Genomic DNA, 24,889 nt, shown 5'->3' with positions numbered 1-24,889 from the left:
GGTCTTGAGCTAAGACATGAAGAGCAGCGTACCTGCCCCCAGAAGGAGGGCACCATAGGTTCCCAGCATGCCTGGCGCCCGGATGGCTGTTTTGCCGCTCATGATGCCGATGAAATGGAGGATACGGCCTGCCGCCAGAAGCCCGGCTATCGACCACAGCAGGGCTGTCGATGCATCGCGATATTCCGCCAGGCCAAGCAGGATGAGCGCAAGCGGCACATATTCGATGAAGTTTCCCTGGGCACGAATTCGGCGCATGAGAGCTGCATTGTCGCCAAAGCCCAGTCCCACGCCTGCCTTCATGCGCTGAAGACTGACGGAGATGCTCAATGCGATCAGCGCGATTGCCGCTCCGGCGGCAACCAGGGACGTGACAGGCAACATCGCTTTTCCTCCACCGTGTGCCATCAATCTATCCGTTCTTACTTGCAAAATGCAAGTAAGAATCCATAATGCGGCCATGACACATTATCGTTCCGGATGCCCCATTGCCTCTACGCTCGACATTGTCGGCGATAAATGGTCCTTGCTGCTGCTGCGGGCGATGGTGGTTGGCGCGACCAGCTATTCGGATTTTCTTGCTGCTCCGGAAAAGATATCGACCAATATTCTTGCGGAGCGCCTGCGTCGTCTTGAAGCGGCTGGTCTCATCGTGCGGGTGCATCCGCGTCACGGGTCCAACCGGGGCGTCTATGCGCTGACCGAAAGAGGTGCCGCACTGCTTCCCGCTCTTCAGGAACTCGCGCGCTGGGGCGAGGCGCATCTGCCCGACCGGTGGGCCGCGCCCGAGCGCTTTTATGCAGCGCGGCCGGAGGATTTCGGAGCTGGTCGTGAACCTTCTTCAGGCTGACCGGGCGGCTGGGTGAGAACAGCCGCATGTTCGCCGAAGACGTTTCCTCGCCTCACGGGCGCTTGATCAGGGCAAAGAAACCGCTTGCGAAGCGCTCAAGAGGAGCTGGGCTGTGCTCGAGCTTTGCGCGAAGCACGGCGCCTTCCCAGCCGATCCAGAAAAAAGTGGCAAGGCGAGCGCAATCGGCTTCGGGGTCGATTTCTCCGGCTTCCTTTGCAGCTTCCAGGCAGAGCGCGGTCCTTGCTTCCCAATCGACGAAGACGCTGTTGAGGCGCTCGCGGAAATTGTCCGGCAGCGCGCTGATTTCCTGCCCGAGATTCCCGACCAAGCAACCCCGCCGGTAGCCGTAGCGCGCCATGCCCGCCCGCGCGTCCTCGACAAAGGCTCCAAGGCGGGCCAGCGGAGAAAGGGTTTCGTCCAGGAACCAGCGGTCGAGCTTGTTGGCAAAGAAGGCGGCGTAGGCGTCGATCAATGCCAGGCCGAACTCCGCCTTGCTACCGAAATAGTGATAGAATGAGCCTTTTGGAACACCGACAGCGGACAAGATCTCGTCAAGACCCACGGCGCTGAAACCCCGCTCGGTCAACATCGCGACGCCTTCGCGCAACAGCCGCTCGCGCGCATCGGCAAGACGGGCTTCGGCGCGCGGCGGCCGTCCCCGGCGGCGAGGCGCAAATGGCTCCTGCGAGGTGGCGCGGTTCACATTGTCTTCAGCGGCGTCGTTCATGGCCTCGCTTGCGGTTTCATGCGCGCCCCAAGGCATAGAATTCCGGATTGGGGCGCATGCTGGTGACGTTCGCCAGCCGGTTCGAGAGGCCGAAGAACGCTGCTATCGCGGCAATATCCCAGGCGTCTTCCTCATTGAAGCCGTGTTTTGCCAGGGTCTCCAGATCGGCATCGCCGACGAGCTGTGCAGACTGGCTCACCCTTACCGCGAAGTCGAGCATTGCCTTTTGCCGCTCCGTGATGTCCGCCTTGCGATAGTTGACGGCGACCTGGTCCGCGATCAGCGGGTTCTTGGCGCGAATGCGCAGGATAGCGCCATGCGCGACGACGCAATACTGGCACTGGTTCATGTTGGAGGTCGCTACGACGATCATTTCACGCTCGGCCTTCGTCAGATTGCCGGGCTTATCCATCAGTGCGTCATGATAGGCAAAGAATGCGCGAAACTCATCCGGGCGGTGCGCCAGGACCAGAAACACGTTGGGAATGAAGCCGGACTTCTCCTGTACGGCCTCGATGCGCTCGCGAATATCCGCAGGCATATCGGCAAGGCTGGGAACGGGGAAGCGGCTGATGGGCAGATCATTCGCTGACATGGAAAACTCCCTGGGAAGGATGACGGGACGGTGAAGCCGGCAAAAGGGCAGGTCTGCTTATTCGCCGCCCTCGAGCGGAACCACGACGCGACCGCGCACCTGACCTGCCAGCAAGCGGTCTGCCGCAGGAATGCATTCGGCAAGCTCTACGGTCTGGCAGAGACCTTCAAGCAAGGCGGTGTCGAGGTCCACAGCCAGCCGCCGCCATGCCTCACGGCGTTCCGGCTGCGGGCACATGACACTGTCGATGCCGACCAGCGTGACGCCGCGCAGGATGAAAGGGGCGACCGTGGCCGGAAACGACATCCCGGCAGCAAGTCCGCACGCGGCGACCGTGCCGCGATAGCGCATCGACGCGCAGACATTTGCCAGCACCTGCCCGCCGGCCACATCCACCGCGCCGGCCCATCGTTCCTTCGCGAGCGGGCGGCCCGGCTCGGTGAATTCGGAACGTGGAAGAACATCTGAAGCGCCCAGCCGCTTCAGATAATCGGTTTCTTCCTCGCGGCCCGTGACCGCTACGACCTCGTGGCCGAGTTTCGATAGAAGCGCGACCGCGACACTTCCGACACCGCCAGCAGCGCCCGTGACAAGAACCGGACCTTCGCCCGGTGACACGCCGTGGCGTTCCAGAGCCATGACGCAGAGCATTGCCGTATAGCCGGCTGTGCCGATCGCCATTGCCTGGCGCGTGGTGAAGGCGGGTTCCAGCGGGACGAGCCAGTCGCCGCGCAGACGGGCTTTCTTCGCGAGCCCGCCCCAATGGGTTTCGCCGACACCCCAACCGTTCAGGACGACCTTGTCGCCCGGTTTCCAATCCGGATTGTCCGAAGCTTCGACTACGCCAGCAAGGTCAATACCCGGTATCATGGGGAACCGGCGGACGACCGGTCCTTTGCCGGTGATGGCAAGGGCATCCTTGTAGTTGAGAGTGGACCACCCAACGCGAACCGTCACATCACCCTCCGGCAAGTCCTTCTCGTCCACTTCTGTGAGGCGGGCCATCTGCCCCGTTTCGCTCTTTTCAATCAGGATTGCCTGGAACATTGGATGCCTTTCGGGGAAACGAGAACAAGGATGCTGCTGCTCGGGAAAATAATAGACTATTCGGTCTATTATTTGCAATGGCTGAATCTCATGCTTGGTCCGTGCGCTCCTCATGCACCCCGCGCGTCCTGGCAGCGAGGCCGAAAACGGTGACACGGAAGCAACCGTTCGATCCGGATCGGAAACCTGCCGGAACCTTCGCCGCATTGGCATTATGGCACGCGCCTTCATTCTCATCGACCGATCCTGTAAGCGCCTGACCGGGCGTTGATGTGATAGGCTCGCCTTTCATATGATTTCATCAAAATTGGAATCCTATTCCAATTTGGAATTAGCTGTTGTATATTCTGTTCTGACCAGGGAGGAATGGTTGACCGTTGCCGCAATAGACCGCTGTCTGACGATATTGGAGGCGCTTGCCGGCGAGCGCGAACCGATCGAATTGACGGATCTCGCCAACCGGCTGGGCATGCCGGCAAGTGCGGTTCACCGCACGTTGACGACGCTCGTCTCGCGTGGATGGGTACTGCAGCACAGCGGAACCCAGCGCTATGCACTCTCGCTTCGCATGAGCACGCTTGCCTTCCGCAATCTCGATGTCCGTGCGGTGCCCGATGTGGTCCAGTCGGTTCTGGACAAGCTGGCACGCGAAACGCGTGAATATTGCCGGCTGGCCATTGTCGAGGGCGAGGATCTCGTCTGGGTCGCCCGTGCGCAGGGGGCCGTCACGGGCCTGCGCTACGATCCCGAGATGGGGCAGGAGATCGTTCTGCATGCCACGGCCAACGGAAAGGCCTGGCTCTCCACGCTTCCGGAATCCGAGGCGTTGCGCATTGTCTGCGCCCGCGGTTTCGGCGCGCGCCGGCCTCTGGGACCCAATAGCGCGACCAATGTCGACGAATTTCGCGCGCGGCTCGTCGAAACGCGTGAGCGTGGATATGGCACCTCCATCGAGGAGGCAGAGGCTGGGACGGGTGCCGTGGCGGTGCCCTTCTTCAATGGGGTTGGGCCGGATGCGCCTGTCGCCGGCACGATGAGCGTTGCCGGTCCCCTGGTGCGGATCACGCCCGAACGCTACGAGGAGCTTGCGACCGCTCTCAAGAAGGCTGCCGTGGAGGTTGCCGAAATCTGGTCTTTGCGAAGTCGCCAGCGCGGATATCAGCCTGCTGTGACGGCACCGCGTCCGCAGGCACCTGCGGAAGTTTGAGGTAACGGGCGATGCGGCGCATTCCGATCTTGCAGCGTTTTTTGGAACCGATCCTCTGGTTCGCCGGCCTGCTGCTGATCTGGGAGGTGCTGGTCAGGGCACTCCATGTGCCGATCTACGTGTTGCCGGCACCGTCGCAATTCCTGTCGCGCATTGTCGAGGATTATCAGAGGCTGGGCTACCATGCGCTGGTGACGACGCGACTGATCATCTACGGCTTCGTCGCGGGCGCCATTCCCGGCGTCGTGCTTGGTTATCTGATCGCGAAATTCCGGCTCGCCGAGCAGGTGCTCTATCCGCTCGTCGTCTTCATCCAGGGTCTGCCGAAGATCACGCTTGCGCCGCTGATGCTGGTCTGGTTCGGCTTCGCGGATTTTCCGAAAATCCTGCTCACCGCGCTGATCACTTTCTTTCCGATCCTGGTCGACAGCGTCACCGGTTTCAAATCCATCGACCCCCGGCAGTATTATCTGAGCCGCTCGGTGGGGGCCTCGTGGTGGCAGACATTCCGCCTCTTCGAGCTGCCGTCCGCCGCGCCAAGCATCTTTTCCGGTTTCAAGATCACGGTCGTCATCGCGGTCACGGTGGTGATCGTCGTGGAGTGGATGAATTCGCAGAACGGACTTGGCTATCTGGTTCTTCGGGGAATGGACGATTCCGACACGTCGCTGATCTTCGCGGTGCTCGTGGTGGGCTCGATGATCGGCGTTTTGCTCAGTTGGGGGATGGAACTGGCTGAAAGGACATTGCTGCCCTGGCGGCGGCGCTGACCGGTTCGTGATCGAGGAACAAGCATCACGAAAAAACAAAGGGAGGAAGGAATGCAGTTCAAATTGAGGCATGTGGCGGCGGGGGCAATGTTCGCATTGCTTGCAGGAGGCGTTCCCGCGCTGGCGCAGGACAAGCTCCAGATGCAGATGAACTGGACGGCCGATTCCGCGCATCTCGGATTCGCGGTGGCTCAGGCCAAGGGCATCTACAAGGACCATGATCTCGATGTCACCCTGACCGAGGGGCGCGGATCTGCCGTGGCCGCGCAGCTTGTGGCGACTGGGCAGACCGAGCTCGGCTATGCCGACACGGGCGCGACGCTCAATGTCGCCGCGCAGGGCGCGCCAATCAGGATCATCGCGACAATCTGGAAGTCTGGCCAGTTCGGCATCCAGTATCTGGCCGATTCCGGCATCAAGGAACCGAAGGATCTCATCGGCAAGAAGCTGGCGGTGTCTCCGGGGTCGGCCATGCTGCCGCTCATTCCGGTTTTCCTGCGTGCCAACGGCATCGAGGAGTCCCAGGTGGAGATCGTTTCGGCGGCGGAAAGTGCTTTTATCGGCCTTCTGACGTCCAAGCAGGTCGATGCGGTGTCGCAGACGCCTGAGAACATCGTGGTGCCGCTCGCTGCCCAGGGTATCGAGGCCGGCAATATGTACTTCTACAACAACGGCGTTCCCATCGCGAGCCTCGCCCTGGTGGCGCGTGAGGACAAGCTCCAGGCCAATCCGGATGTCTACAAGCGTTTTGTCGAAGCGACGGCGCTGGGCTGGCAGGAAGCGATGAAGGACCCCGAAGCGGCAGTTGATGCTCTGCTCGAGATATTCCCGGAGACGGCGCATTCGAAGGAGAACCTCCTTCAGTCGGCAAAGTTCAGCTTCGCATCGGTCTGCCCCGGCGGTTCGGGTGACGCTATCGGCGTGACGGACGCCGAGACCTGGGAAAAGATGTACAGCGTCATGACCTCGGCGATGAACCTTCCCGGCACCAAGCCGGTGACGGATTACTATACGCTCGACTATTTGCCGGAAACGCCGGTTACCTGCCCCTGAGGCTGGTTGGTCGCAGGATCCTGTCCGGGCGTGCAAGACGCCCGGACATCAATCTCACGCGGAAAGTTTCGTAGGCATGTCGCAAACAGCTTCTGCCATGGTGCCAGCACAATCCGGCACGCGTGCCCGTCTCATGGCGGCGTTCGGTGGCTCGTATTTTTCTTCCGTCCTGATTGGGACGGTGGCGGTGCTGTTGCTGCTGGGATTGTGGGAAGCCGCCCTTCGTTACTTCGAAGTGCCCGTATGGCTTGCGCCCAAGCCATCGGATTTCCTGGTGCGGCTTTATACGGACAGGGCATTGATCGCCGGCCACGCATTCTGGACTTCCCTTACAATCGTGGAGGGCTTCACCCTTGGCGTGCTGGTGGCAATCCCGCTGGCCTTGGCAATCGTTTCGGTCGGAGCGCTGGAGCGGGGACTTTATCCCGTTATCGTGTTTCTCAACATCATGCCCAAGACGGTGATCGGACCCATCCTGATCATCTGGTTCGGCATCGGCCCGCTGGTTGCCGCGCTGATCGTTTTCCTGATGAGTTTCTTTCCGGTTCTGGTCGATTCCATGTCGGGTTTCCGGCTGGTCGACCGCAGGCTCTTCTATATTTCGCGGTCCATGGGAGCGAACCCGTGGCAGACCTTCTGGAAGGTCAGGCTGCCGGCCGCCATGCCGCATATCTTCTCGGGCATGAAGATCGGCGTGGTGAAGGCGGTCGAGGGCGTCATCATCGCCGAGTTCATCGCCTCCAACAAAGGGCTGGGCTTCATGATCGTGCGTGCCTCGGCATTCATGGACATGACGCTGATGTTCTCCGGGCTGGTGGCCGCGGCGATCGTGGCGCTGATGTTCAACGGTGCGATGAGCATTATCGGGCAATGGCTGATGCCGTGGTCCAGACACTGAACCCGGACAAAGCGACAATGATGGACATGACCATGGCAGACATGAAAGCCCGAACTTCTTCCGGTCTGGTGCATCCGGTCGGTGGCGCGAGCGCTGCGGGCGCCTCTATCAACGCGCGCGGGCTGACGAAGGTTTTCGGCAGCGGAGAAAATGCCTTTCACGCGCTGGGGCCCATCGATCTGGATATCAAGCCGGGGGAGTTCGTCTCCATCATCGGCCCGTCAGGATGCGGCAAGAGCACGACCATGCTTCTGGTGACGGGGCTGGAGCCGTCGAGCGCCGGCACGGTGGAGATTGACGGGAAACCGCTCACCGCCCCCATTTCAGAGATAGGCATTGTTTTCCAGGACCACCTGCTTCTGGATTTTCGCACTGCCATCAACAATGTCATGCTGCAGCAGGAGATCCGGGGGCTCGACAGGGCCACGCTCAGGGAGCGTGCTGACGCTCTCTTCGCACGGCTCGGTCTCTCTGGCGCGGAAAACCGGTATCCGTGGCAGCTCTCCGGCGGTATGCGCCAGCGCGTGTCGATTGCGCGCGCTCTGGTTCACGATCCCTCGATGCTCTTGATGGACGAGCCTTTCGGCGCGCTCGACGCGATCACGCGCACGCAAATTCGACATGATCTGGAAATGCTCTGGTTGGAGACACGCAAAACGGTGCTGTTCATCACCCACTCCATCGAGGAGGCCGTGGGTCTGTCGGATCGCGTTCTGGTGATGTCGAAGAGCCCTGGCACGATTGTAGAAGAAATCATCATCGATCTGCCGCGCCCGCGCCCGGCGCATCTGGGCGAGTATCCCGAGTTCTCGAAATACGCCGAAAGAATCTATCGGATTTTCGAGAAGCTCGGCGTCTACAAATTCTAGCGCAGCATCATGGTCGAAGCGCTGCAATCGCCCGAATTCATCTTCAATGAAGCGACCGTTCGCGAGAGATGGGGGCTTGAACCTTTCCTTGAAGGATGCGCCGCGCGTGGCTTGTCGCGAGCGTCCCTGTGGGGCGAGGAGGTCGACAAGGCCGGGCTTGAAGAGGCCCGCAGGATGCTCTCCCGCACGGGCATCTCCACGTTCGGTTTCAACCGGGCAGGGCCGCTTCTGGCGGCGGGGGCCGCCGGTCGGGCGGAATGTCTCGACCGTGCGCGGCGCGCCGTGGACATGGCCGCCGAACTCGCGGCGGACCACGTTCTGGTTTTCTCCGGCGGTCTCGCTGAGGGAAGCCGTGATCTCGCCGGCGCACGGGCGCAGACCGAGGATGCGATCGGCGCGCTTCTCGATCATGCGCGCTCTGTGGGGATGACGCTGGCGCTGGAGCCGCTGCATCCCATGGTCGCCGGCGACCGCGCGGTAATCCTGAGCCTCAGTCACGCCAATGCCATCTGCGAACAGCTGGGCGAGGGGATCGGCATCGTGGCCGATGCCTATCACATATGGTGGGATGAGCGCCTGGAGACGGAGCTCTCCCGCGCCGGTGCCGCCGGCAGGATACTGGGTTTCCATGTCAGCGACTGGCTGGTGCCGACGAAGCATGTCCTGCGCGATCGCGGCATGATGGGGGATGGCATCATCGACCTGGCCGGAATGTGGCGTCAGGTCCGGGCTGCCGGCTACGACGGTCCTGTCGAGATCGAGATATTCTCGGATCGATGGTGGGCGGAAGACCCCGACCTTGTCCTCGATACGGCTCTCGCGCGATGCCGGAGCATCTTTTGGGGAGGATGACGAGATCATGAGCGACACCATTCCAAATCTGGGCGGCGCCTCGCGCATCTATGCGGTGTTCGGCGATCCTGTGGCCCAGGTCCAGACACCCACCCTCATCAATCCGATGTTCGCGGCAAAGGGCGTCGATCTCTATGCCGTCCCTTTCCATGTGACCCGCGAGAATTTCGAGGCCGCCTGGCGTGTTTTCGCGGCGATGGACAATGTGGCGGGCATCGGCGTGACGGTGCCGCACAAGATCGCGGCCGCTCGCCTGTGCGATGAGCTGACCCCTGCCGCCGCCGCTGTCGGTGCGGTGAACTCCATCCAGCGCCGGGGCGACGGCTCCATGCATGGCGCGCTTTTCGATGGGCTGGGCTTCGTGCGTGGGCTGGCCGGCAACCGGGGCCGCCTTGCGGGAGCATCGGTGCTGCTTGTCGGTGCCGGCGGCGCGGGACGCGCCATCGCCCACGCTTTGGCCGGCGAACGGATAGGCCGGCTGTCGGTGATCGATGTCGATGAGAGCGCAGTCGAATTTACCATCGGCATGGTCAATCGTGTGCTGGAAGAACCGGTCGCGCAGCGTGCTTCCGGTGGTCTCGCGGGTATCGACGTGCTGATCAACGCGACGCCGATCGGATTGAAATCCACGGATGCTTTCCCGGTCGATCTCGATGGGGTCGGACCGCATATGCTGGTGGCCGACATCGCAGCGCTGGCGCGGGATACGGAACTTCTGAAGCTCGCCCGCCAGCGGGGGGCTGCAACAAGCGATGGCCGCGACATGCTCGAGGCGCAGATCGCGCTGATCGCGGGCTTTGCGGCCGGGTGCGAGGCCGGAACGCCGCTCTGATTTCAGCTGTCCGTCTGTACTTCGGCTATGTGAGCGGCAATGAGGTCGACCTGCCCGCGGATCATGTGAATGCCCGAATGGACGCGTGCGCCGCGGGCGTGCGCGGCTTGAAGCAGCGGCGTCACTTCAGGCTTGGCGATTACCTCCGCGACCAGCATCGTTTCGTCCACAAGGCTCGCGTCGATGGGCAGGGGATCGCTTGCGGAAAGGCCGAGCGAAGTTGCGTTGATGATGATCTCTCCGGGCGTGGGCCGCGGGTCTCCGGCCCGCGCGAAGGATCGGCCCATCGCGCGGTTCACGGCGTCTGCCAGTTCCTCGGCTTTTGTGCGGGTGCGGTTGGCAATGGTCAGCGAAGCGGCCCCTTCCTCGGCAAGGGCGAAGGCTATCGCTATCGCCGCGCCGCCTGCACCGACCATGAGACAATGGCTGCCGGAAAGCGTGTGGCCTTGTGCCTTCAAACCGCGCACGAAGCCCTTGCCGTCGAACTGGTAACCCCTGAAGGTGCCGTCGGCTTCCCGCCGTACGAGATTGACCGCCCCGACCCGTTTAGCGAGCGGGTCGAGACTGTCGCAAAGCGCCAGTGCCGCCTGTTTGTGCGGCAGGGTGATGCCGAAACCGATCAGATTTCTGAGCGCCTTGAGGCCCGCCCAGGCCGTGTCGAGCTCGCGGGCGTCTATGTGCAGCGGCACGCACACGATGTTGGCCCCCCGGGCCGCGAAGATCGGATTGATCGTCGTCGGGGTCATCACCTGTGCGATCGGGTCCCCGATCACGCCCATGATCTTCGTCGATCCGTTGACTGCCAGGGCCGGGGCTACCATGAGAGGTCATCCCGCTTCAGCCACACCAGACTGCCGTCTTCCACGCCGACCAGCAGGCCGAGCTTGCCGCTGCCGTCCCAATCGACGGCTTCGGGGGAGGCGACATGCATCGCCATCTGGATCGTTTCGCCGCGAAACCTGAACGCCTTCGGGAAGGCGAAAGCCGGCTCAGCGTTGGAGCCGATGTTCTTGAGCAGGAATATGCCTGCTTGACCGGTCGTGTTGCGCGGCTGGCCGGCGGGACCGGGCGGCACGGAGGCGCGCGCATGCGTACCGATAACGAGATCGATCCGGCCATCGCCGGTCCAGTCCACGGCGCACAGTTTCACGCGTCCGCGACCGCCGCCGACATCCTGCGTGAAGCGCATTTGGGTGCCGTCTTCCCACCGCAGATGCCGTTTATCGGCAAGTTCGGTGTCGGACGCACGGCGGAAATCCGACAACACGCCATCTTCATCCAGCGCGAGATAATGAAGCTGGCCGTCGCCGAGCCAGTCGATCACGGCCGGGCGCACCCGCCAGACCGTCTTCAGCGGCTTGCCCTGCCAGGTCAGCGGGCGCGGCGCTTCGAAACGCGGTGGCACCCTTCCTCCGTCATTGCGGTAGAAATTGTGGTGGCCGTTGACGTCGCTGACGAGAAGATCGGGCAGACCGTCGCCATCCCAGTCGGCAATCGTGGGGCAGGAATAGCCGAACATCTTTTCCGACGGCCCCTGGATCGAGCCCGTCAGGCCGGCGGCGATGCGCACCGGTTTTCCGCCCGCCTCGATCATGACTTCCCGTGCAAGTCCCGGTGCTTCGCGCGGGCCGAGATTCTCGTAGAATAGAAGCTCGCCGGTGCTGTTGCCGACCACGAGGTCGGGCAGGCCGTTGCCGGAAAAGTCGTGGGCGGCGGGCGAGGGCAGGACGCCGGCATGTATCGAGGGCTCAACGCCTTCCACGCGCCCGATCTTTTCGAAGGCCGGTCGCCCATCGGGGCCGGTGCCTATGTTGCGGAGGAATGTCACATAGCCGTCCTCGGCGCCGACCAGAATGTCGAGCCGCCCGTCGCCGTCCCAGTCGACGGCGCAGGGCAGATGGATGCACTGATCGAGAAGCACCGGAGCGCCGGCGGTATCGGCCACCAGCTTCGGCTGCTCAAAGGCGCTGGGCCCGGTCTGGCGCGCGAAGTGCAGGATGTTCCAGAATTCGCCGCATATCACTGCGTCGCGCCCATCGCCGGTGAAATCTCCGAAGGCCGGCGCGCATTGCCCGTAGACCTCAAGCGGGGTCTCTCCCCCGAGGACCGGTCTGCCGCGCCCGAGCACCGGTGCGCTCAGCGTTCCCGTGTTCTTGAAGGCATATAGGAAACCGCGCAGCGGCCCGCCCAGCCAGCGGCCCGCCGCATCGTAGGCGCGATAGCCGACATCGTTCCATTCCAGGCCGTTCGGCCAGTAATCGTCCCATGAATCGGTGCCCACGACGAGTTCGGGAACGCCGTCGCCGTCGATATCGTGAAAGCGGGCCATGTGGAAATATTCGTTGCCCTTGACCCAGTCCGCCTCGAGATCGAGAACCACCGGATTACCAAAGCGCGGCTCGCGCGCGGTGCCGGTATTGGGAAACAGATAGATCTGCCGGCGCATCCGCGACACGGAGAGGAGATGGAAGCGGTCGCCATCGCGTACGGCGGTGACATAGCCACGCACGCCCTCGACAATCTGTTCGCCGCCCAGGATCGGCGTGCCATCCGGTTTCGTCCCGATCTGTGGATAGACAAAGACGCGGCCCTCATAGCAGGTGTCCCAACTGGACAGGAGCAGATCGCGACCGCCGTCGCCATCCCAGTCAACCACGTCGACACAGGTGATGATGCGGCCTGCGACCGGGGCCGAACTGACATCGGGATGATAGGCGATTGCCTGATCCACATAGGACGGGCCGGTCCAGACCGACGCGTCATCCTCCCACCGGGTCACGCTCAAAATGCTTCTCCTCCGTTTTTGGAATCCTATTCCAATTTCATCTCGTATCATATAGCGTGGCAAATGAAACCTGCAGATGGACGCGAAATGAAGATCAGGATTGACGGTCTCGTGCCGGTGATGCTCACGCCATTCACACCGGCGGACCGCATCGACGAGGATGGGCTTGCGCGACTGACGGACTGGTATGTCGAAGGCGGCGCGCAGACATTGTTCGCCGCGTGCCAGTCGAGCGAAATGCAGAGGCTGAGCCTTGAAGAGCGCGTTCTCCTGGCGCGCCATACGCTGGAGTTCGCGCGGGGGCGGTTGCCCGTCATTGCTTCAGGGCACATCTCAGAGGCGCTGGAGGATCAGCTGGTCGAATTGAAGGCCATGGCCGAAACCGGCGTCGATGCGCTGGTTCTGGTGACCAACAGGCTGGACCCGAAAAATGCAGGTTCCGAGGCGTTCCGGCATGCGCTCGAAGCGATCATGAAGGCTCTGCCCGCCGATTTGCCGCTCGGGCTCTATGAATGCCCCGCACCTTATCGCCGCCTGCTCAGCGACGATGAGCTGAAACTGTGCATGGACACTGGCCGCTTCGCCGTCTTGAAGGATGTCAGTTGCGATCTGCCGACGGTAGCCCGCAGGGCCGCGATGACGGCCGGCACGCCCTTTGCCATCGTCAACGCCAATGCGGCGATTGCGCTTGCCGCCATGCGTGCGGGCTCGCGCGGGTTCGGCGGCGTGTTCGGCAATTTCCATCCCGACCTCTATGCCTGGATGTACGATCACAGGGACGAGGACACGGAGCTGATGCGGGATCTCGCGGTCTTTCTGGCTCTTTCCGGCATGGCGGAAGGAATGGGGTATCCCAAGCTCGCCAAGCTCTGGCATTTGCGGCTTGGAACCTTCGCGAGCGCTCATTCCCGGGTGGTGGATTACGATCCGCTGGAGCGGCACTGGGCCGCCGCTGATCTGCTGGATCATATAGAGCGGGGCACGGAGCGATTTCGCACCAGGATCGCCAAGGCCTGAAGCCGCCAGGATAGCCATGCTCATTTATCTGGCGGCAGGGATGATTGCCCGATTGTCGAATTCCTGGATGAATTTCTCGCTGTCGGGCACCTGGTCCCTGAAGCGCGCGATATCGTAGGCGTCAATCGGCGTATTCGTTTGTCCCGTGCGGATCAGTTCGCCAAGCACGGCGCCTATTCCCGGAGCGATTTGAAATCCGTGGCCGCAGCAGGCAAAGGCGTGAAAGAGCCCGTCTTGGGTCCGGCTTGGCCCGATGACCGGGCGCATGTCGGGCAGATAACCCTCGACGCCCGACCAGACGCGGATGACATGCGCATCCCGCAGGAGAGGAACGATGGCACCGAGCGCTTCCATTCCGGCGAGCGTTTTGCCGGGGGGAACGAATGTGCGATTGCCATCCGCCTCGCTGGCCGTGCGCGGATAGCCTGCAACAATGACATTGCCCCTCGGTATCTGGCGGAAGATCACGCTGCCGTTCACCATCTGCATGGAAGGCCGGATCACATGCGGAAATGGCTCGGTCACGAATTGTGGCGGTCCTGCGGAAAACACGGGCACCGGCTCGCCGAAATGCGCTGCGATAGCACCGCCCCAGGCACCCGCCGCGTTGACCAGAGTCTTCGACATGAACCGTCCTTGCGCGGTTTCCACCTCGAAGCGCGAGCCGGTGTACACGGTTGAAAGCGCTTCGCAATGCTCGACGATCCTTGCGCCGAGCCGAAGCGCCGCGCGCATGACGACCGGCGTGGCGAGCCGCGGATTGGCGGTCGCGTCGCGGCCGCAGAAGGTGGCGGCGAGCGTGTCGGTGGCCAGATAGGGAAAGCGTTGTGTCAAGGCTGCCGTTGCCAGCATCTCGATGTCGAGGCCGTGTTGCCGTGCAATCTCGGCGTGGTGCTCGAGCTTGGCGAGTTCCTTTTCGTTCCGGGCGATGTAGAGATGACCGGTGCGATCATATTCGAAGCTCTCCCCGGCGATCGTCTCGAATGCCTCCCAGATGGCCTGCGCCCTGAGGGAGAGTGGATATTGGCGCGGATCGCGGCCTTGAAGGCGCAGATTGCCGAAATTTGCGCCGCTGGATTGTGCCCCCACGAAACCCTTCTCAAGTACTGTGACCGGGTGCCCCTCACGGGCAAGGAAATAAGCGGTGAACGCACCGATCAGACCGCCGCCAATGATGATCGTCTCTGTTTCCTGCGTCATCGGAGAGCGGTTTCCGTGGTGGATATCGGCACCGGCTTCACCGGCGCCTGAGCGCGCAACCGGCCCACGGCGTCGATTGGCTTGCCGCAGGCCGCGGCGGTGATTTCCGCAAGCGCCGCGCTGCAGAAGCGCCCCTGGCAACGGCCCATGCCGCAGCGCGTTATGGCTTTCATGCGGTTGAGTTCGACGGGACCAAACGCCTGTGTGGCCGCTGTGCGGATGTCGTCCGCTGTTACGTTCTCGCAACGGCAGACGATTGTATGGCCGGGCAGGGTCTGTGCGGTTTCATGGGGCCAGCGGAAAGCCGTTGCTAGATGATGCTGGAACCTGCGCAGTTTGCCGACCTGAGTTTGAAGGTGCGCTCCGTTCTTGCCCGCCTGCGACATGCCGAGTTCGCCCAGCAATGCCGTGGCGGCAAGGGTGCCGCTGGCGATGGCGGCGTACGCGCCACCGGTCGCAGCGCCGTCGCCGGCGATATACAGGCAGTCACCGGCGCGACCGTTTTCGTCGACCCTTGGCAGCCACTGCCGAAGGCGGTGGTCGAACCGGAAATCGGCACCGGCAAGTTCGGCCAGCTGCGTTTCGGCGCGCAGCCCATATCCGAGCGCAACGGCATCGCAGGTCAGACGGTGTTCGGTGCCCGACGCATCGCAAAAGCGGATTGCCGTCACCCGGTCCTGCCCTTCGATTTCCCGTAGCTCGACACCATTGTGGATGGGCACGCCGCGTTTCTTCAAAGCCCACAGATAGGACAGGCCCTGCAGGAAAGTCCGGCCGGAATTGAGAAGCCCCGGCGCGGCGCGGAGCTTGTGATGCAAAGGGGTGGTATCGAGCACACAAAGCTGCCGTGCGCCAAGTTTGTGGTATTGCAGGGCGGCCAGAAGGAGCAGAGGCGAACTGCCGGCAAACACGATCCGGCGACCGATAAAGCAGCCCTGGTCCTTGAGCGCGACCTGAGCGGCGCCAAGCGAGAAGACGCCGGGAAGTGTCCAGCCGGGGAGGGGCATCAACCTGTCGGTGGCGCCGGGAGCAAGGATAAGCCCGTCAAAGGCGATTTCGGAGAAGCCTTTGTCGTTGAACGTGTGCGCCTTTCGGTCGTGAATGGCCCAGACGAGCGTTGAAGAACGATGGTCGATCTTGTCGAGGCAGCTGCGAAACCTGGAATGAAGATCTCGGTATCTGCCGTATTCGCGTCCGTAGATCGCATCGGCATCGAGATCGATGTCGGGGTTGGTTTGCCGAAATCCCTGCCCGCCAGCCAGAGTGTTCTCATCGATCACGATTGGTCGAATGCCGGCTTCCGCCAATGCCATGGCGGCGCTCATCCCGGCCGGCCCCGCGCCTATGATCAGGATTTGGCGCAAGGCTTGCCTCCTTTCAGGTGCGTCGGCGGCGAGGTGTAGAGATCGAGACCGGAAGTGATCGGTGTCGAACACGCTCTCAGGCGTTTCCCTTCGGCGCTCCACATCCAGCAATCCTGACAGGCGCTCATCAGGCAGAAGCCGGCACGCGGCTCCCCAGTGAATTCCGAACGGCGCAATATGTGACGGCTCTGGAGCGCGGCAGACAGAACGCTTTCTCCCGAATGGGCCGATATGGCGTGTCCGTCGATGCGAAACCGTATGGCTGCACCCTTGCGGCGCCCCACCGCTACGAATTGAGCGTCACTTTGAACGTCACTGGCCGCAGCTCGGTCGCTGGAAGACATATCTATCGTATTGCAATAATTATTATCGTTATGAAAATGATTGAATGCAATCGACGGATTGTCAATAGAGCGCGTTCACAGCTTCGAGATGGACCTGGCGGCGGCAACGACGAGCGGGGCGAAACGCTCGACGAGTTCGGAGCGGGTGTAGCGCGCCAGCGATGTCGCTATGTTGATCGCGGCAATCGGGTGGCCGACCGTATCGAGGATGGCTGCGGCAACGGAGCCGTCGCCATGATAGATTTCCTCGCATGCGACGGCAAAGCCGGATTGGCCGGCCTCTACGATTCGTGCCTCGATCTGCGTCTTGTCCCAGACCGTGTGTGGCGTAAAGGGGCGCAGGTCCGAAGCCTCGATGATGGCTGCTGCTTCCCCGGCGGGCAGTCGTGAGAGGATGGCAAGCCCGGGTGCCGTGCAGTAGGCAGGAAGCCTGGTCCCCACGATGACATCGGTGTTGAGCACGTGCCGGCTGAGGAAGCGTGAGACGAAAACCACCTCAGTGCCGTCCGGTATCGTCAAGTTCACCGTTTCCTCGGTTTCCTTGCTCAGGTGCTGCAGATAAGGCAGCGCTCTTTCCATCAGCCGGTTGGCGCGCGTGAAGTGATAGCCGAGATCAAGCGTTCTCACGCTGAGCTCGAACTGCCGCGTTGTCGGGTTCTTGTTCAGATATCCCAGTTTCACGAGCGTGTGTGTGAAGCGTTGCGCCGCGCTCATGTCCAGGTCGGTCTCTGCCGCGATCTGCGACAGGTTCATGGTGGAACGCTCCGCGTTGAATGCGGAGAGAACGCGGAAGGCCTTCTCGACGGAACGCACCATCAGCGGGTCGGTCTTCGATGGTTTTTCTCTGCTTGTCACCAGGGTGGGTCCTCTTGCCAGACGTCGAATTTCGACCGGACGCGGTGCGGATGCCGAATAGGCCCTCTAGCCCATTCGGCAAAAAACGGGAAGCGAGCTTGACAGAATGAAAACATTCCATTCAAAATACAATAATAATTATTGCATAGAAATAGTTGGGAGCAGCGAATGCGCGAATTCATCCTCACCGAGGTCGAGGGTCCCGTCTTCAAAATCACGCTGAATCGTCCGCAGGTTCTGAACGCCTGGAACGCGGCCATGCGGGAAGAGCTGATCGATGCGTTGACGGAAGCCGAAGACAATGACGCGGTCCGTGCGGTCATCCTGACCGGAGCGGGAGACCGTGCGTTTGGCGCCGGGCAGGACCTGAACGAGACGAAGACGTTTGATGCGGATCGCGCGGAGGTCTGGATCGGCGAATGGGAGAAGCTCTATGTCCGCTTCCGCACGCTTTCAAAGCCGATCATTGCGGCATTGAACGGTGTCGCGGCGGGTTCGGCGTTCCAGGTCGCCCTGCTTTGCGATCTGCGGATAGGGCACGCCGGCGTGCGCATGGGGCAGCCGGAGATCAACTCCGGAATTCCCAGCACGACCGGCCCGTGGATCATGCGGGAAATGCTGGGCATGGCGCGTACGATCGACCTGACGCTGACCGGCCGCCTGATGAATGCGGACGAAGCCGAGCGGATCGGTCTCATCAACCGGCTGGTTCCGCAGGACAAGGTGGCCGAAGAAGCCACGAAGCTTGCCTTGGAACTGGCATCGAAACCGCCCGTGGCGATGCGGCTTGATCGTCAGCGGTTCCGCGAGATGACGGAAGCGGGCCTGCAGGATGCGTTGAGTGCGGGCATTCGCATCCAGCGCGAAGCCTATGCCACGGGAGAGCCCGCCCGCATGATGGAGGCGTTTCTCGCAAAACGCAGGGCCTGAAGCGCAAAAACCTGCTTAACTGGAGAAAAAAGGGGAACGAAATGAACAAGTATAACAACATCTCTTTGACCCGCCGTACCGTGCTTCTGGGAGCAGGCGCGGCACTGGCCGCACCGGCGATCCTGCGCCCGGCCTACGGGTCGACCACTCTTACGGTGGCCGACCCGGGCGGTCCGTTCAGCCCGGCTTTCCGCAAGGCGTTCTATGCGCCTTTCGAAAAGGAAACCGGCATGACGATTGCCAATGTGGCCCGCGAGGCCGAGCCGACGGCGCAGTTCAAATCGATCGTCGAGACGGGAACCTTCATCTGGGATGTGTGCACCCTCACGCTCTCGGCACGGATGATCCTGGAAAAACAGGATCTGCTGGAGCCGACCGGCGTGGAGGCTGCGGATGCTCCGGGCATGATGAAGGAAGCGCTGTTCTCCAATTTCGTGGGCACGGACGTCTATTCGACGATTTTTGCCTACCGCACGGACAAGCTGAAGGACAATGGGCCGAAGTCCTGGACGGATTTCTGGAATGTCGAATCTTTCCCGGGGCGCCGTTCCCTGCGCAAGAACCCCATCGACACGCTGGAGCAGGCACTTCTGGCCGACGGTGTGCCGCTTGAAGAGTTGTACCCCCTCGATCTGGATCGGGCTTTTGCCAGCCTCGACAAGATCAAGCCGCATGTCGACGTGTGGTGGACAGGTGGCGCGCAATCGACGCAGCTGCTCCAAAGCGGCGAAGTGGACTTGATTTCCGGTTGGAACGCGCGCCTTCAGGCGGCCATTGATGGCGGAGCGCCGGCCGAACTGGTCTGGAACCAGGGGCTCTATTCGGTTGAGGGCTGGGGCATTCCCAAGGGGAATCCGAAGGCCGACGCCGCGCGCGAATTCGTCAAGTTCTGCACGCGGCCTGAACAGCAGGCGCTCTATACGAGCGAGCTCGCATATGGGCCCACGAACCAGAAAGCCTATGACAGCATCGATGCGGAACGCGCCAAGGTTCTGCCGACCGCGCCCGCGAACATCTCGCAGATGCGGCTGGCGAGCGAGGACTGGTGGAGCGAGAACCGTGCGGATGTGACCGAGCGTTTCAACGCCTGGCTTCTGATCTAGCATCTGCTTCTGGTGAGCGGCCGGCAAGCATTGCGCCGGTCGCGCATGGGCACGCCCGAGCCCGGGCGTGCGCCTTGACCTATTCAGGATGAACGATGGTGAATGTGGACACGACAAATGTGCAGCCGAAGCTGAAGATCAGCGGACTTGGCAAGCGCTATGGTGAGGTTGTCGCGCTGGAGCCGACCGACCTTACGGTGGATGCGGGGGAATTCGTGACGCTGCTTGGACCCTCGGGGTCAGGCAAGACGACGCTGTTGCAGATGATTTCGGGTTTGACCGAACCGACCACGGGAACCCTGCATGTGGACGGCCGCGACGAGACGGCAACGCCCGTACATCGGCGCGACATGGGACTGGTGTTCCAGCACTACGCTCTCTTTCCCCACATGACAGTCGGGGAGAACATAGCCTTTCCGTTGAAGATGCGTGGAACGCCGGCGAGCGAGGTCCGCGAACGCGTCCGCGAGACCTTGGCGAAGGTGCAGCTTGAACAATACGGGGATCGCTTCCCGCGTGAACTTTCCGGCGGTCAGCAGCAACGCGTCGCGCTGGCCCGTTGCTTCGTCTATCGCCCGCAGGTCGTTCTCATGGATGAGCCGCTGGGCGCCCTCGACAAGAACCTTCGCGAGCATATGCAATTCGAGATCAAGCGGCTGCATCGGGAATTCGGCACCACCGTCATCTATGTGACTCACGATCAGGAGGAAGCGCTGGTCCTTTCAGATCGCATCTGCCTGATGAACCATGCACGCGTCGAGCAGATCGGCACGCCGCGCGAAATCTATTCGCGTCCGAAGAGCATTTTCTCCGCCCGTTTCATCGGGCTTTCGAACCTGTTCGTCGGCAAGGTTTCCGATGCCGGCGACGGCCGTATCGTGGTGGCCAATTCCAATGGCAGCTTCGAGGCGCGGCAGGAGAATTGCGGACCGCTTGTCAATGGCAAGGCCGGGCTCGTTCTGCGGCCCGAGCAATTGCGTCCCGGCCCGGCGGGAGCTGGCGAGAACGACATCACCGGAACGGTCACGGAAATCATTTATGTCGGCTCTGACACGCGTCTGGTACTGACTTTGCAAGACGGTGAAACCCTGTCGGTGCGCCATGATCCGGCAGCAACGCTACCGGCGCTCGGCGATTCCCTCACCTATCACTGGCCCATCGATGTTGCGGTGGTTGTTTCATGACTGCCGCCAGCCTTTCCGCCTCGCCACGAAACCTCCGTCTGCGCGCCAACGCATTGTGGCTCGCCGCGCCCGCGATAGCGTTCCTGATCGTCTTCTTCCTCATTCCCGTGGGCCGGCTTCTTTTCCTGAGCGTTCAGGGGGACACCGGCAATCTGACTGCGGAGCACTATTCGCGCCTCCTCCACACGGAGGTGTACTGGCGTATCCTAATCATCACGTTCCGGATCGCGGGTTTGACCGCCTTCTTCTCGTTGCTTCTCGGCTATCCGCTTGCCTATTGGCTCTCCCAGCTCAGGGAGAACCGGCGCAATCAGATGCTTCTGCTGGTACTGGTGCCGTTCTGGACGAGTTATCTGGTGAAGGCTTTCGCGTGGATGCTTTTGCTCGGCAACCAGGGCGTGCTGAACCGTCTTCTGGGCGGTGCGGGGATCATCGATGGTCCGTTGCCGCTTATGTACAATGAGTTCGGCGTAATCGTCGGCATGGTGCATGCGATGATGCCGCTGGCGGTTCTCACGATGATGCCCGTGATGAGCGGCATCGATACGCGCCTGTCGCAAGCAGCCGGCACGCTCGGCGCCAATGGCGCGCATCGCTTCTGGATGGTCTATTTTCCGCTGTCCATTCCCGGAATGGCGGCAGGTGGTCTCCTCACATTCATCACGTCGCTCGGCTTTTTCATCGTCCCCGCCTTCCTGGGCGGGCGGCAACAGACCATGTTGGCGCAGCTGATCATCATTCAGGTGCAGGAACTGGTGAACTGGGCTTTTGCCGGGGTCCTTGCGACCATGCTGCTTGTGTCGGCCCTCATCGCCTGCTGGATTTACAATCATCTTTTCGGCCTGGCATCGCTTTCGGCGGGGAACAGCACGACCGACAAGACCTCGTCCGCCTGGACCCGCCGTTTCGGCTTTGCCATTCTGGAAAAGCTCGCATGGGCGACATCGGCGGTGACCAACCGCTTTGCTGGCAAAAGCCGCGGAAGGCTCCTGCCGGCCTATGTCGCGCTGATCGTGTTTTTCCTTGTGGTGCCGACGCTGATGGTGATCCCGATCGCCTTCACCAGCTCAGATTTTCTGGAGTTTCCGCCACCGGGCTACAGCACACGCTGGTTCAGCCTCTATTTCAATTCGCCGATCTGGATTTCCGCGACGGTTCGTTCTTTCGGTGTCGCCTTCGCAACAGCCATAGCCGCCACGGTGATCGGCGGGTTTGCCGCTCTCGCCATCGCCCGCTCGCGTTCGCGTTTCGGCGGTGTCGTGTTCGCCTTCATGCTGGCGCCGATGATCGTGCCACGCATCGTGATCGCGGTCGGTCTGTTCTATCTGTTCGCGCAGATGGGGCTGGTGGCGACCAATCTGGGCCTGGTGATCGGGCACACGGTCCTTTCCATACCTTTCACCTTCGTTGCGATTGCCGCTGTGCTCAAGGGGTATGACTGGCGTCTCGATCAGGCCGCCGCCTCGCTTGGCGCCGGCCGGTTTCAGGTTCTGCGCCTGATCACCGTGCCCTTGATCCGCGGTGGGGTGATTTCGGCATTCCTGTTCGCCTTCGTCACGTCCTTTGACGAACTGACAATCGCCATCTTCGTGAGCGGCGGGCTGAAATCCACGCTTCCAAAGCAGATGTGGGACGACATGATCCTGCAACTCAATCCGACCCTGGCTGCCGTTTCGGTGGTGGTGCTTGTCATCGTCACCGCGATCCTGCTCGTTGCCGACCGTCTGCGCCGCTGAGGCGCGGACGGTTGCTGCCGGGTAGCGGGGAAGACGTCATTTGAGATACCCAAGGTAAGAGAATGCAAATGTCAGAAGGTTTCATCGACCTGCTTTGCCGGCATGCGGCCGACAGTCCGGAAAGAATATTCGCCCGGCACGAGGGTGCCGCGGTCTCATTCGGCGATCTGGAACGCGCCTCTGCCCTGCTGGCGGTGGCGATCCGCGAAAAGGGCGTCAAGCGCGGCGACCGCATCGCAGTGGTCATGCGCAACAGCCCATTCGCGATGGCCATGATCTATGCAATCACCCGTGCCGGTAATGTGTGGGTTCCGGTCAATGCGGCTCTCAAGGGAGAGGGGCTGGAATATATCATCGGCCATAGCGATCCTGCCCTGATCGTCGCCGATGAGGAGTTCGCCGAATTGATCGCCGGCTGCCGGGCGGCAAGCGGCGTCCCGGTCATCACAAACCGCGAGCGCGACCTGCCCGCTGGCACCGTCGCATTCGACGAGGCCCTACCCTTGCCCGATGACGCGGCGGCCATCATGTACACCTCGGGAACGACAGGTCCGGCGAAGGGCGTGATCGTGACCCATCGCATGCTGCGTCTTGCCGCCGAAGCGGTTGCCTTGTGTTCGGCGCCACGCCCCGGCGACGACTATTATGTCTGGGAGCCCTTCTATCATATCGGTGGCGCGCAGACCCTGCTCCTGCCCCTGGTGCGCGAGGTTACCCTCACTCTGGGAAGCCGCTTCAGCGCAAGCCGTTTCTGGCAGGATGTCAGCGCAGCCGGTTCCACGCATATTCATCATCTCGGCGGTGTCATCCAGATCCTGCTCAAGCAGCCGCCATCGCCGCTCGACAGAGGCCATAATGTCCGGATCGCGTGGGGAGGGGGATGCGCCAGGGAAGTCTGGCGGGCCTTCGAGGAGCGGTTCGGCATTCATATCAGGGAGTGCTACGGCATGACCGAGGCGTCGAGCCTGACGACCTATAACGATACCGGCCTTGTCGGTTCTGTCGGAAAGCCCATGCCATGGTTCAACGTGCGCCTGCTTGACGATAGCGGCCAGGAAATACTCGACGGACGCGGGGAAATCGTCATCACGACGTCCGTTCCCGGCGCCATCTTCCCCGGCTATTTCCGCAATCCCGAGGCGACCGCGAAAGCGCTTCGCCCAGAGGGCTTTCGTACCGGCGACGTCGGTTCGTGGGATGCCGGCGGCAATCTGTTTTTTCACGGCCGGAAATCCGACAGCGTGCGTTGCCGCGGTGAAAACGTATCGTCCTGGGAGGTGGAGCATGTGGCGGCACAGCATCCCGATGTGGAAGACAGTGCCATGATCGGCGTGGCCACCGATGTGGGCGAGCAGGACATCAAGCTGTTCGTGCAGCTTAAGCCGGGCGCGGTAGCGGACGCAGATGCGCTTGGCGCGTGGCTGGGCCAACGGCTGGCGGGCTTCCAGGTGCCGCGCTACATCGCCTTCGTGAAGGCGTTCGACCGCACCCCCAGCCAACGGATCATGAAGCACAGGCTGCCGGGTTCCACCGATGATTGCTGGGACCGGATGGCGGAAAGGGAGCGCGCATGATGAGCGGCACATTCAAGACCGATGTCCTGATTTCGGGAACCGGCGCCTTCGCAGGCCGCATCGCGCTTGACATCGCCTCGACAGCGCCGGAGCCGGTCAATGTCGTGATCGCCGGTCGCAACCGTGACCGGTTGGATTGGCTGAGGACGGCCGGCAACGCGCGCGCCTCGATGTTTTCGCGCCCCGCCACCTTTTCGACCATGGAGGTGGACCTGCTCGAGGAGGGGGCAGCGGAGCGCATGATCCTTCAGACCCGGCCGAAGATCGTCGTTCAGGCCGCGTCCGTACAGACCTCCTCGGTCATTTCCGATACCGGAAATGCCTGGACGGCGCTGGTGGCCGAAGGCGGCTTGAGCGCAACGGCCATTTTTCAGGCGTTGCTGACGAGCCGGGTCGGCAAGGCGATCAGCGAACACTCCCCCAGGAGTGCCCTGATCAATTGCTGCTTTCCAGACGTGGTGAATGCCATGATCCAGGCGCTTGGGCATGACGTGCTTTGCGGCACAGGCAATGTGGCAATCCTTTCCAATGTTTTTGCGGGCGCCCGGGGGGCTGACGCCCCGGAGCGCCTGCGCGTGCTTGCCCATTATCAGAACCTTGCCGCATGGCGCTTGCCGCGCGAGCGCAGGGCGGGGGCCACGCCACCGCGCGTGTTTCTGGACGGCCGGGAGGTTGCGGATGTGTTCGAGGCATTTGCCTCGATCAAGCTGACCGCCGAACCGGCGATCGAGGTCTCCGGGGCCTCGGGTGTGACTTTGATCTGCGCCTACGCGGCGGGCCGGCCCTGGGCAGGGCATGTGCCGGGACCGGGCGGCCTGCCCGGCGGATATCCGGTGCGGCTCGAAGCGGGAAAGCTGCATCTGGATCTCCCCGAAGGTCTCGCCCGGGAAGAAGCCATTTCGTGGAACCACGCCTTCGAGGCGAAAAACGGTCTGGTGCTGGACGGTCAGCATGCGCATTTCACGGGCCGGCTGAAAGCGGCGTTCGAACGGGTTGGCTTCGCCCATGCCGGCGGCTTCGAGATCGGCCGGTTGGAGGAGGCCTATCGGGATCTCGCGCTTCTGCGCGATGCGTTGAGCCGGCAGCCGGCCTGAACT

Annotated in this window: 25 protein-coding genes; 15 read left to right on the top strand and 10 right to left on the bottom strand. The window is 62.1% G+C overall.

Translation table 11 applies throughout. The features are described 5' to 3' along the window. Positions 1-9: 9 nt before the first annotated feature. Positions 10-384, bottom strand: coding sequence for an MAPEG family protein (locus NA8A_RS07535; RefSeq protein ID WP_009756316.1), 375 nt, complete (start codon positions 382-384; stop codon positions 10-12). Between the two features lie 76 nt (positions 385-460). On the opposite strand from NA8A_RS07535, the gene NA8A_RS07530 reads away from it, so the two are divergent. Beyond that, the gene (locus NA8A_RS07530) at positions 461-850 is read left to right on the top strand and encodes a winged helix-turn-helix transcriptional regulator (protein ID WP_009756315.1); all 390 of its coding nucleotides are present in this window, start codon (positions 461-463) and stop codon (positions 848-850) included. A 52-nt stretch (positions 851-902) separates the two neighbouring features. Here NA8A_RS07530 and acuR read toward each other — a convergent pair whose 3' ends face one another. The 3 genes from acuR to acuI are packed head-to-tail and all read right to left on the bottom strand — an operon-like array spanning position 903 to position 3,219. Continuing rightward, a complete protein-coding gene (gene acuR / locus NA8A_RS07525) occupies positions 903-1,577 on the bottom strand; it encodes an acrylate utilization transcriptional regulator AcuR (protein ID WP_051017974.1) in 675 nt (224 codons plus the stop codon). 16 nt (positions 1,578-1,593) lie between these two features. Beyond that, complete coding sequence (locus tag NA8A_RS07520) at positions 1,594-2,172, bottom strand: peroxidase-related enzyme (RefSeq protein WP_009756313.1); 579 nt, start codon at positions 2,170-2,172, stop codon at positions 1,594-1,596. Positions 2,173-2,229: 57 nt separating this feature from the next. Then, positions 2,230-3,219, bottom strand: coding sequence for an acrylyl-CoA reductase (NADPH) (gene acuI / locus NA8A_RS07515; protein ID WP_009756312.1), 990 nt, complete (start codon positions 3,217-3,219; stop codon positions 2,230-2,232). A 370-nt stretch (positions 3,220-3,589) separates the two neighbouring features. Between acuI and NA8A_RS07505 the strand changes: the two genes are divergently transcribed. From NA8A_RS07505 to NA8A_RS07475, 7 genes are all read left to right on the top strand, one after another. Then, the gene (locus NA8A_RS07505; RefSeq protein ID WP_040672093.1) at positions 3,590-4,426 is read left to right on the top strand and encodes an IclR family transcriptional regulator; all 837 of its coding nucleotides are present in this window, start codon (positions 3,590-3,592) and stop codon (positions 4,424-4,426) included. An 11-nt stretch (positions 4,427-4,437) separates the two neighbouring features. Further along, entirely contained in the window at positions 4,438-5,196 is a 759-nt protein-coding gene (locus NA8A_RS07500; protein WP_009756309.1) for an ABC transporter permease, read from the top strand. 51 nt (positions 5,197-5,247) lie between these two features. Beyond that, positions 5,248-6,249 carry an ABC transporter substrate-binding protein gene (locus NA8A_RS07495; RefSeq protein WP_009756308.1) on the top strand — a complete coding sequence of 334 codons (1,002 nt, stop codon included), beginning with the start codon at positions 5,248-5,250 and terminating at the stop codon, positions 6,247-6,249. A 76-nt stretch (positions 6,250-6,325) separates the two neighbouring features. Beyond that, complete coding sequence (locus NA8A_RS07490) at positions 6,326-7,147, top strand: ABC transporter permease (protein WP_009756307.1); 822 nt, start codon at positions 6,326-6,328, stop codon at positions 7,145-7,147. Positions 7,148-7,179: 32 nt separating this feature from the next. Next, positions 7,180-8,016, top strand: a complete 837-nt coding sequence (locus tag NA8A_RS07485) for an ABC transporter ATP-binding protein (protein ID WP_240532754.1) — start codon at positions 7,180-7,182, stop codon at positions 8,014-8,016. Between the two features lie 9 nt (positions 8,017-8,025). Then, positions 8,026-8,868 (top strand): sugar phosphate isomerase/epimerase family protein, encoded by an 843-nt coding sequence (locus NA8A_RS07480; protein WP_009756305.1) that lies wholly within the window; start codon positions 8,026-8,028, stop codon positions 8,866-8,868. Between the two features lie 7 nt (positions 8,869-8,875). After that, positions 8,876-9,700 carry a shikimate dehydrogenase family protein gene (locus NA8A_RS07475; RefSeq protein ID WP_009756304.1) on the top strand — a complete coding sequence of 275 codons (825 nt, stop codon included), beginning with the start codon at positions 8,876-8,878 and terminating at the stop codon, positions 9,698-9,700. Between the two features lie 2 nt (positions 9,701-9,702). Here the strand turns inward: NA8A_RS07475 and NA8A_RS07470 are convergent, their stop codons facing one another. Beyond that, a complete protein-coding gene (locus NA8A_RS07470) occupies positions 9,703-10,521 on the bottom strand; it encodes a shikimate dehydrogenase family protein (protein ID WP_009756303.1) in 819 nt (272 codons plus the stop codon). Beyond that, complete coding sequence (locus NA8A_RS07465; RefSeq protein ID WP_240532757.1) at positions 10,515-12,479, bottom strand: FG-GAP repeat domain-containing protein; 1,965 nt, start codon at positions 12,477-12,479, stop codon at positions 10,515-10,517. The genes NA8A_RS07470 and NA8A_RS07465 overlap by 7 nt, the downstream gene beginning before the upstream one ends. Before the next feature lie 93 nt (positions 12,480-12,572). Here NA8A_RS07465 and NA8A_RS07460 point away from each other — a divergent pair, with 93 nt between their 5' ends. Next, complete coding sequence (locus NA8A_RS07460) at positions 12,573-13,502, top strand: dihydrodipicolinate synthase family protein (RefSeq protein WP_009756301.1); 930 nt, start codon at positions 12,573-12,575, stop codon at positions 13,500-13,502. A 24-nt stretch (positions 13,503-13,526) separates the two neighbouring features. Here NA8A_RS07460 and NA8A_RS07455 read toward each other — a convergent pair whose 3' ends face one another. From NA8A_RS07455 to NA8A_RS07445, 4 genes are all read right to left on the bottom strand, one after another. Further along, positions 13,527-14,702 (bottom strand): NAD(P)/FAD-dependent oxidoreductase, encoded by a 1,176-nt coding sequence (locus NA8A_RS07455; protein WP_009756300.1) that lies wholly within the window; start codon positions 14,700-14,702, stop codon positions 13,527-13,529. Next, positions 14,699-16,066 (bottom strand): FAD/NAD(P)-dependent oxidoreductase, encoded by a 1,368-nt coding sequence (locus NA8A_RS07450; protein ID WP_009756299.1) that lies wholly within the window; start codon positions 16,064-16,066, stop codon positions 14,699-14,701. The genes NA8A_RS07455 and NA8A_RS07450 overlap by 4 nt, the downstream gene beginning before the upstream one ends. After that, positions 16,051-16,410 (bottom strand): (2Fe-2S)-binding protein, encoded by a 360-nt coding sequence (locus NA8A_RS24625; RefSeq protein WP_074896725.1) that lies wholly within the window; start codon positions 16,408-16,410, stop codon positions 16,051-16,053. Before NA8A_RS24625 ends, NA8A_RS07450 begins: the two co-directional genes overlap by 16 nt. A gap of 75 nt (positions 16,411-16,485) precedes the next feature. Continuing rightward, entirely contained in the window at positions 16,486-17,265 is a 780-nt protein-coding gene (locus NA8A_RS07445) for an IclR family transcriptional regulator (protein ID WP_240532753.1), read from the bottom strand. Positions 17,266-17,433: 168 nt separating this feature from the next. On the opposite strand from NA8A_RS07445, the gene NA8A_RS07440 reads away from it, so the two are divergent. The 6 genes from NA8A_RS07440 to NA8A_RS07415 all read left to right on the top strand — a co-directional run bounded on the left by NA8A_RS07440 (position 17,434) and on the right by NA8A_RS07415 (position 24,886). Beyond that, positions 17,434-18,195, top strand: coding sequence for an enoyl-CoA hydratase/isomerase family protein (locus NA8A_RS07440; protein WP_009756296.1), 762 nt, complete (start codon positions 17,434-17,436; stop codon positions 18,193-18,195). Positions 18,196-18,236: 41 nt separating this feature from the next. After that, positions 18,237-19,298 (top strand): polyamine ABC transporter substrate-binding protein, encoded by a 1,062-nt coding sequence (locus NA8A_RS07435; RefSeq protein WP_009756295.1) that lies wholly within the window; start codon positions 18,237-18,239, stop codon positions 19,296-19,298. 95 nt (positions 19,299-19,393) lie between these two features. Beyond that, entirely contained in the window at positions 19,394-20,482 is a 1,089-nt protein-coding gene (locus NA8A_RS07430; RefSeq protein WP_009756294.1) for an ABC transporter ATP-binding protein, read from the top strand. Then, on the top strand, positions 20,479-22,218 hold the full coding sequence (locus NA8A_RS07425; protein ID WP_009756293.1) for an ABC transporter permease subunit: 1,740 nt from the start codon (positions 20,479-20,481) through the stop codon (positions 22,216-22,218). The genes NA8A_RS07430 and NA8A_RS07425 overlap by 4 nt, the downstream gene beginning before the upstream one ends. Before the next feature lie 68 nt (positions 22,219-22,286). Then, positions 22,287-23,792 (top strand): AMP-binding protein, encoded by a 1,506-nt coding sequence (locus NA8A_RS07420; protein WP_009756292.1) that lies wholly within the window; start codon positions 22,287-22,289, stop codon positions 23,790-23,792. After that, positions 23,789-24,886 (top strand): hypothetical protein, encoded by a 1,098-nt coding sequence (locus tag NA8A_RS07415; protein WP_009756291.1) that lies wholly within the window; start codon positions 23,789-23,791, stop codon positions 24,884-24,886. Before NA8A_RS07420 ends, NA8A_RS07415 begins: the two co-directional genes overlap by 4 nt. Positions 24,887-24,889: the final 3 nt, after the last annotated feature.

The organism is Nitratireductor indicus C115 (assembly GCF_000300515.1).
Lineage (GTDB): Bacteria > Pseudomonadota > Alphaproteobacteria > Rhizobiales > Rhizobiaceae > Nitratireductor > Nitratireductor indicus.
Note: the sequence above shows the minus strand (reverse complement) of the source record. Positions and strands in the feature narration are given on the sequence as shown.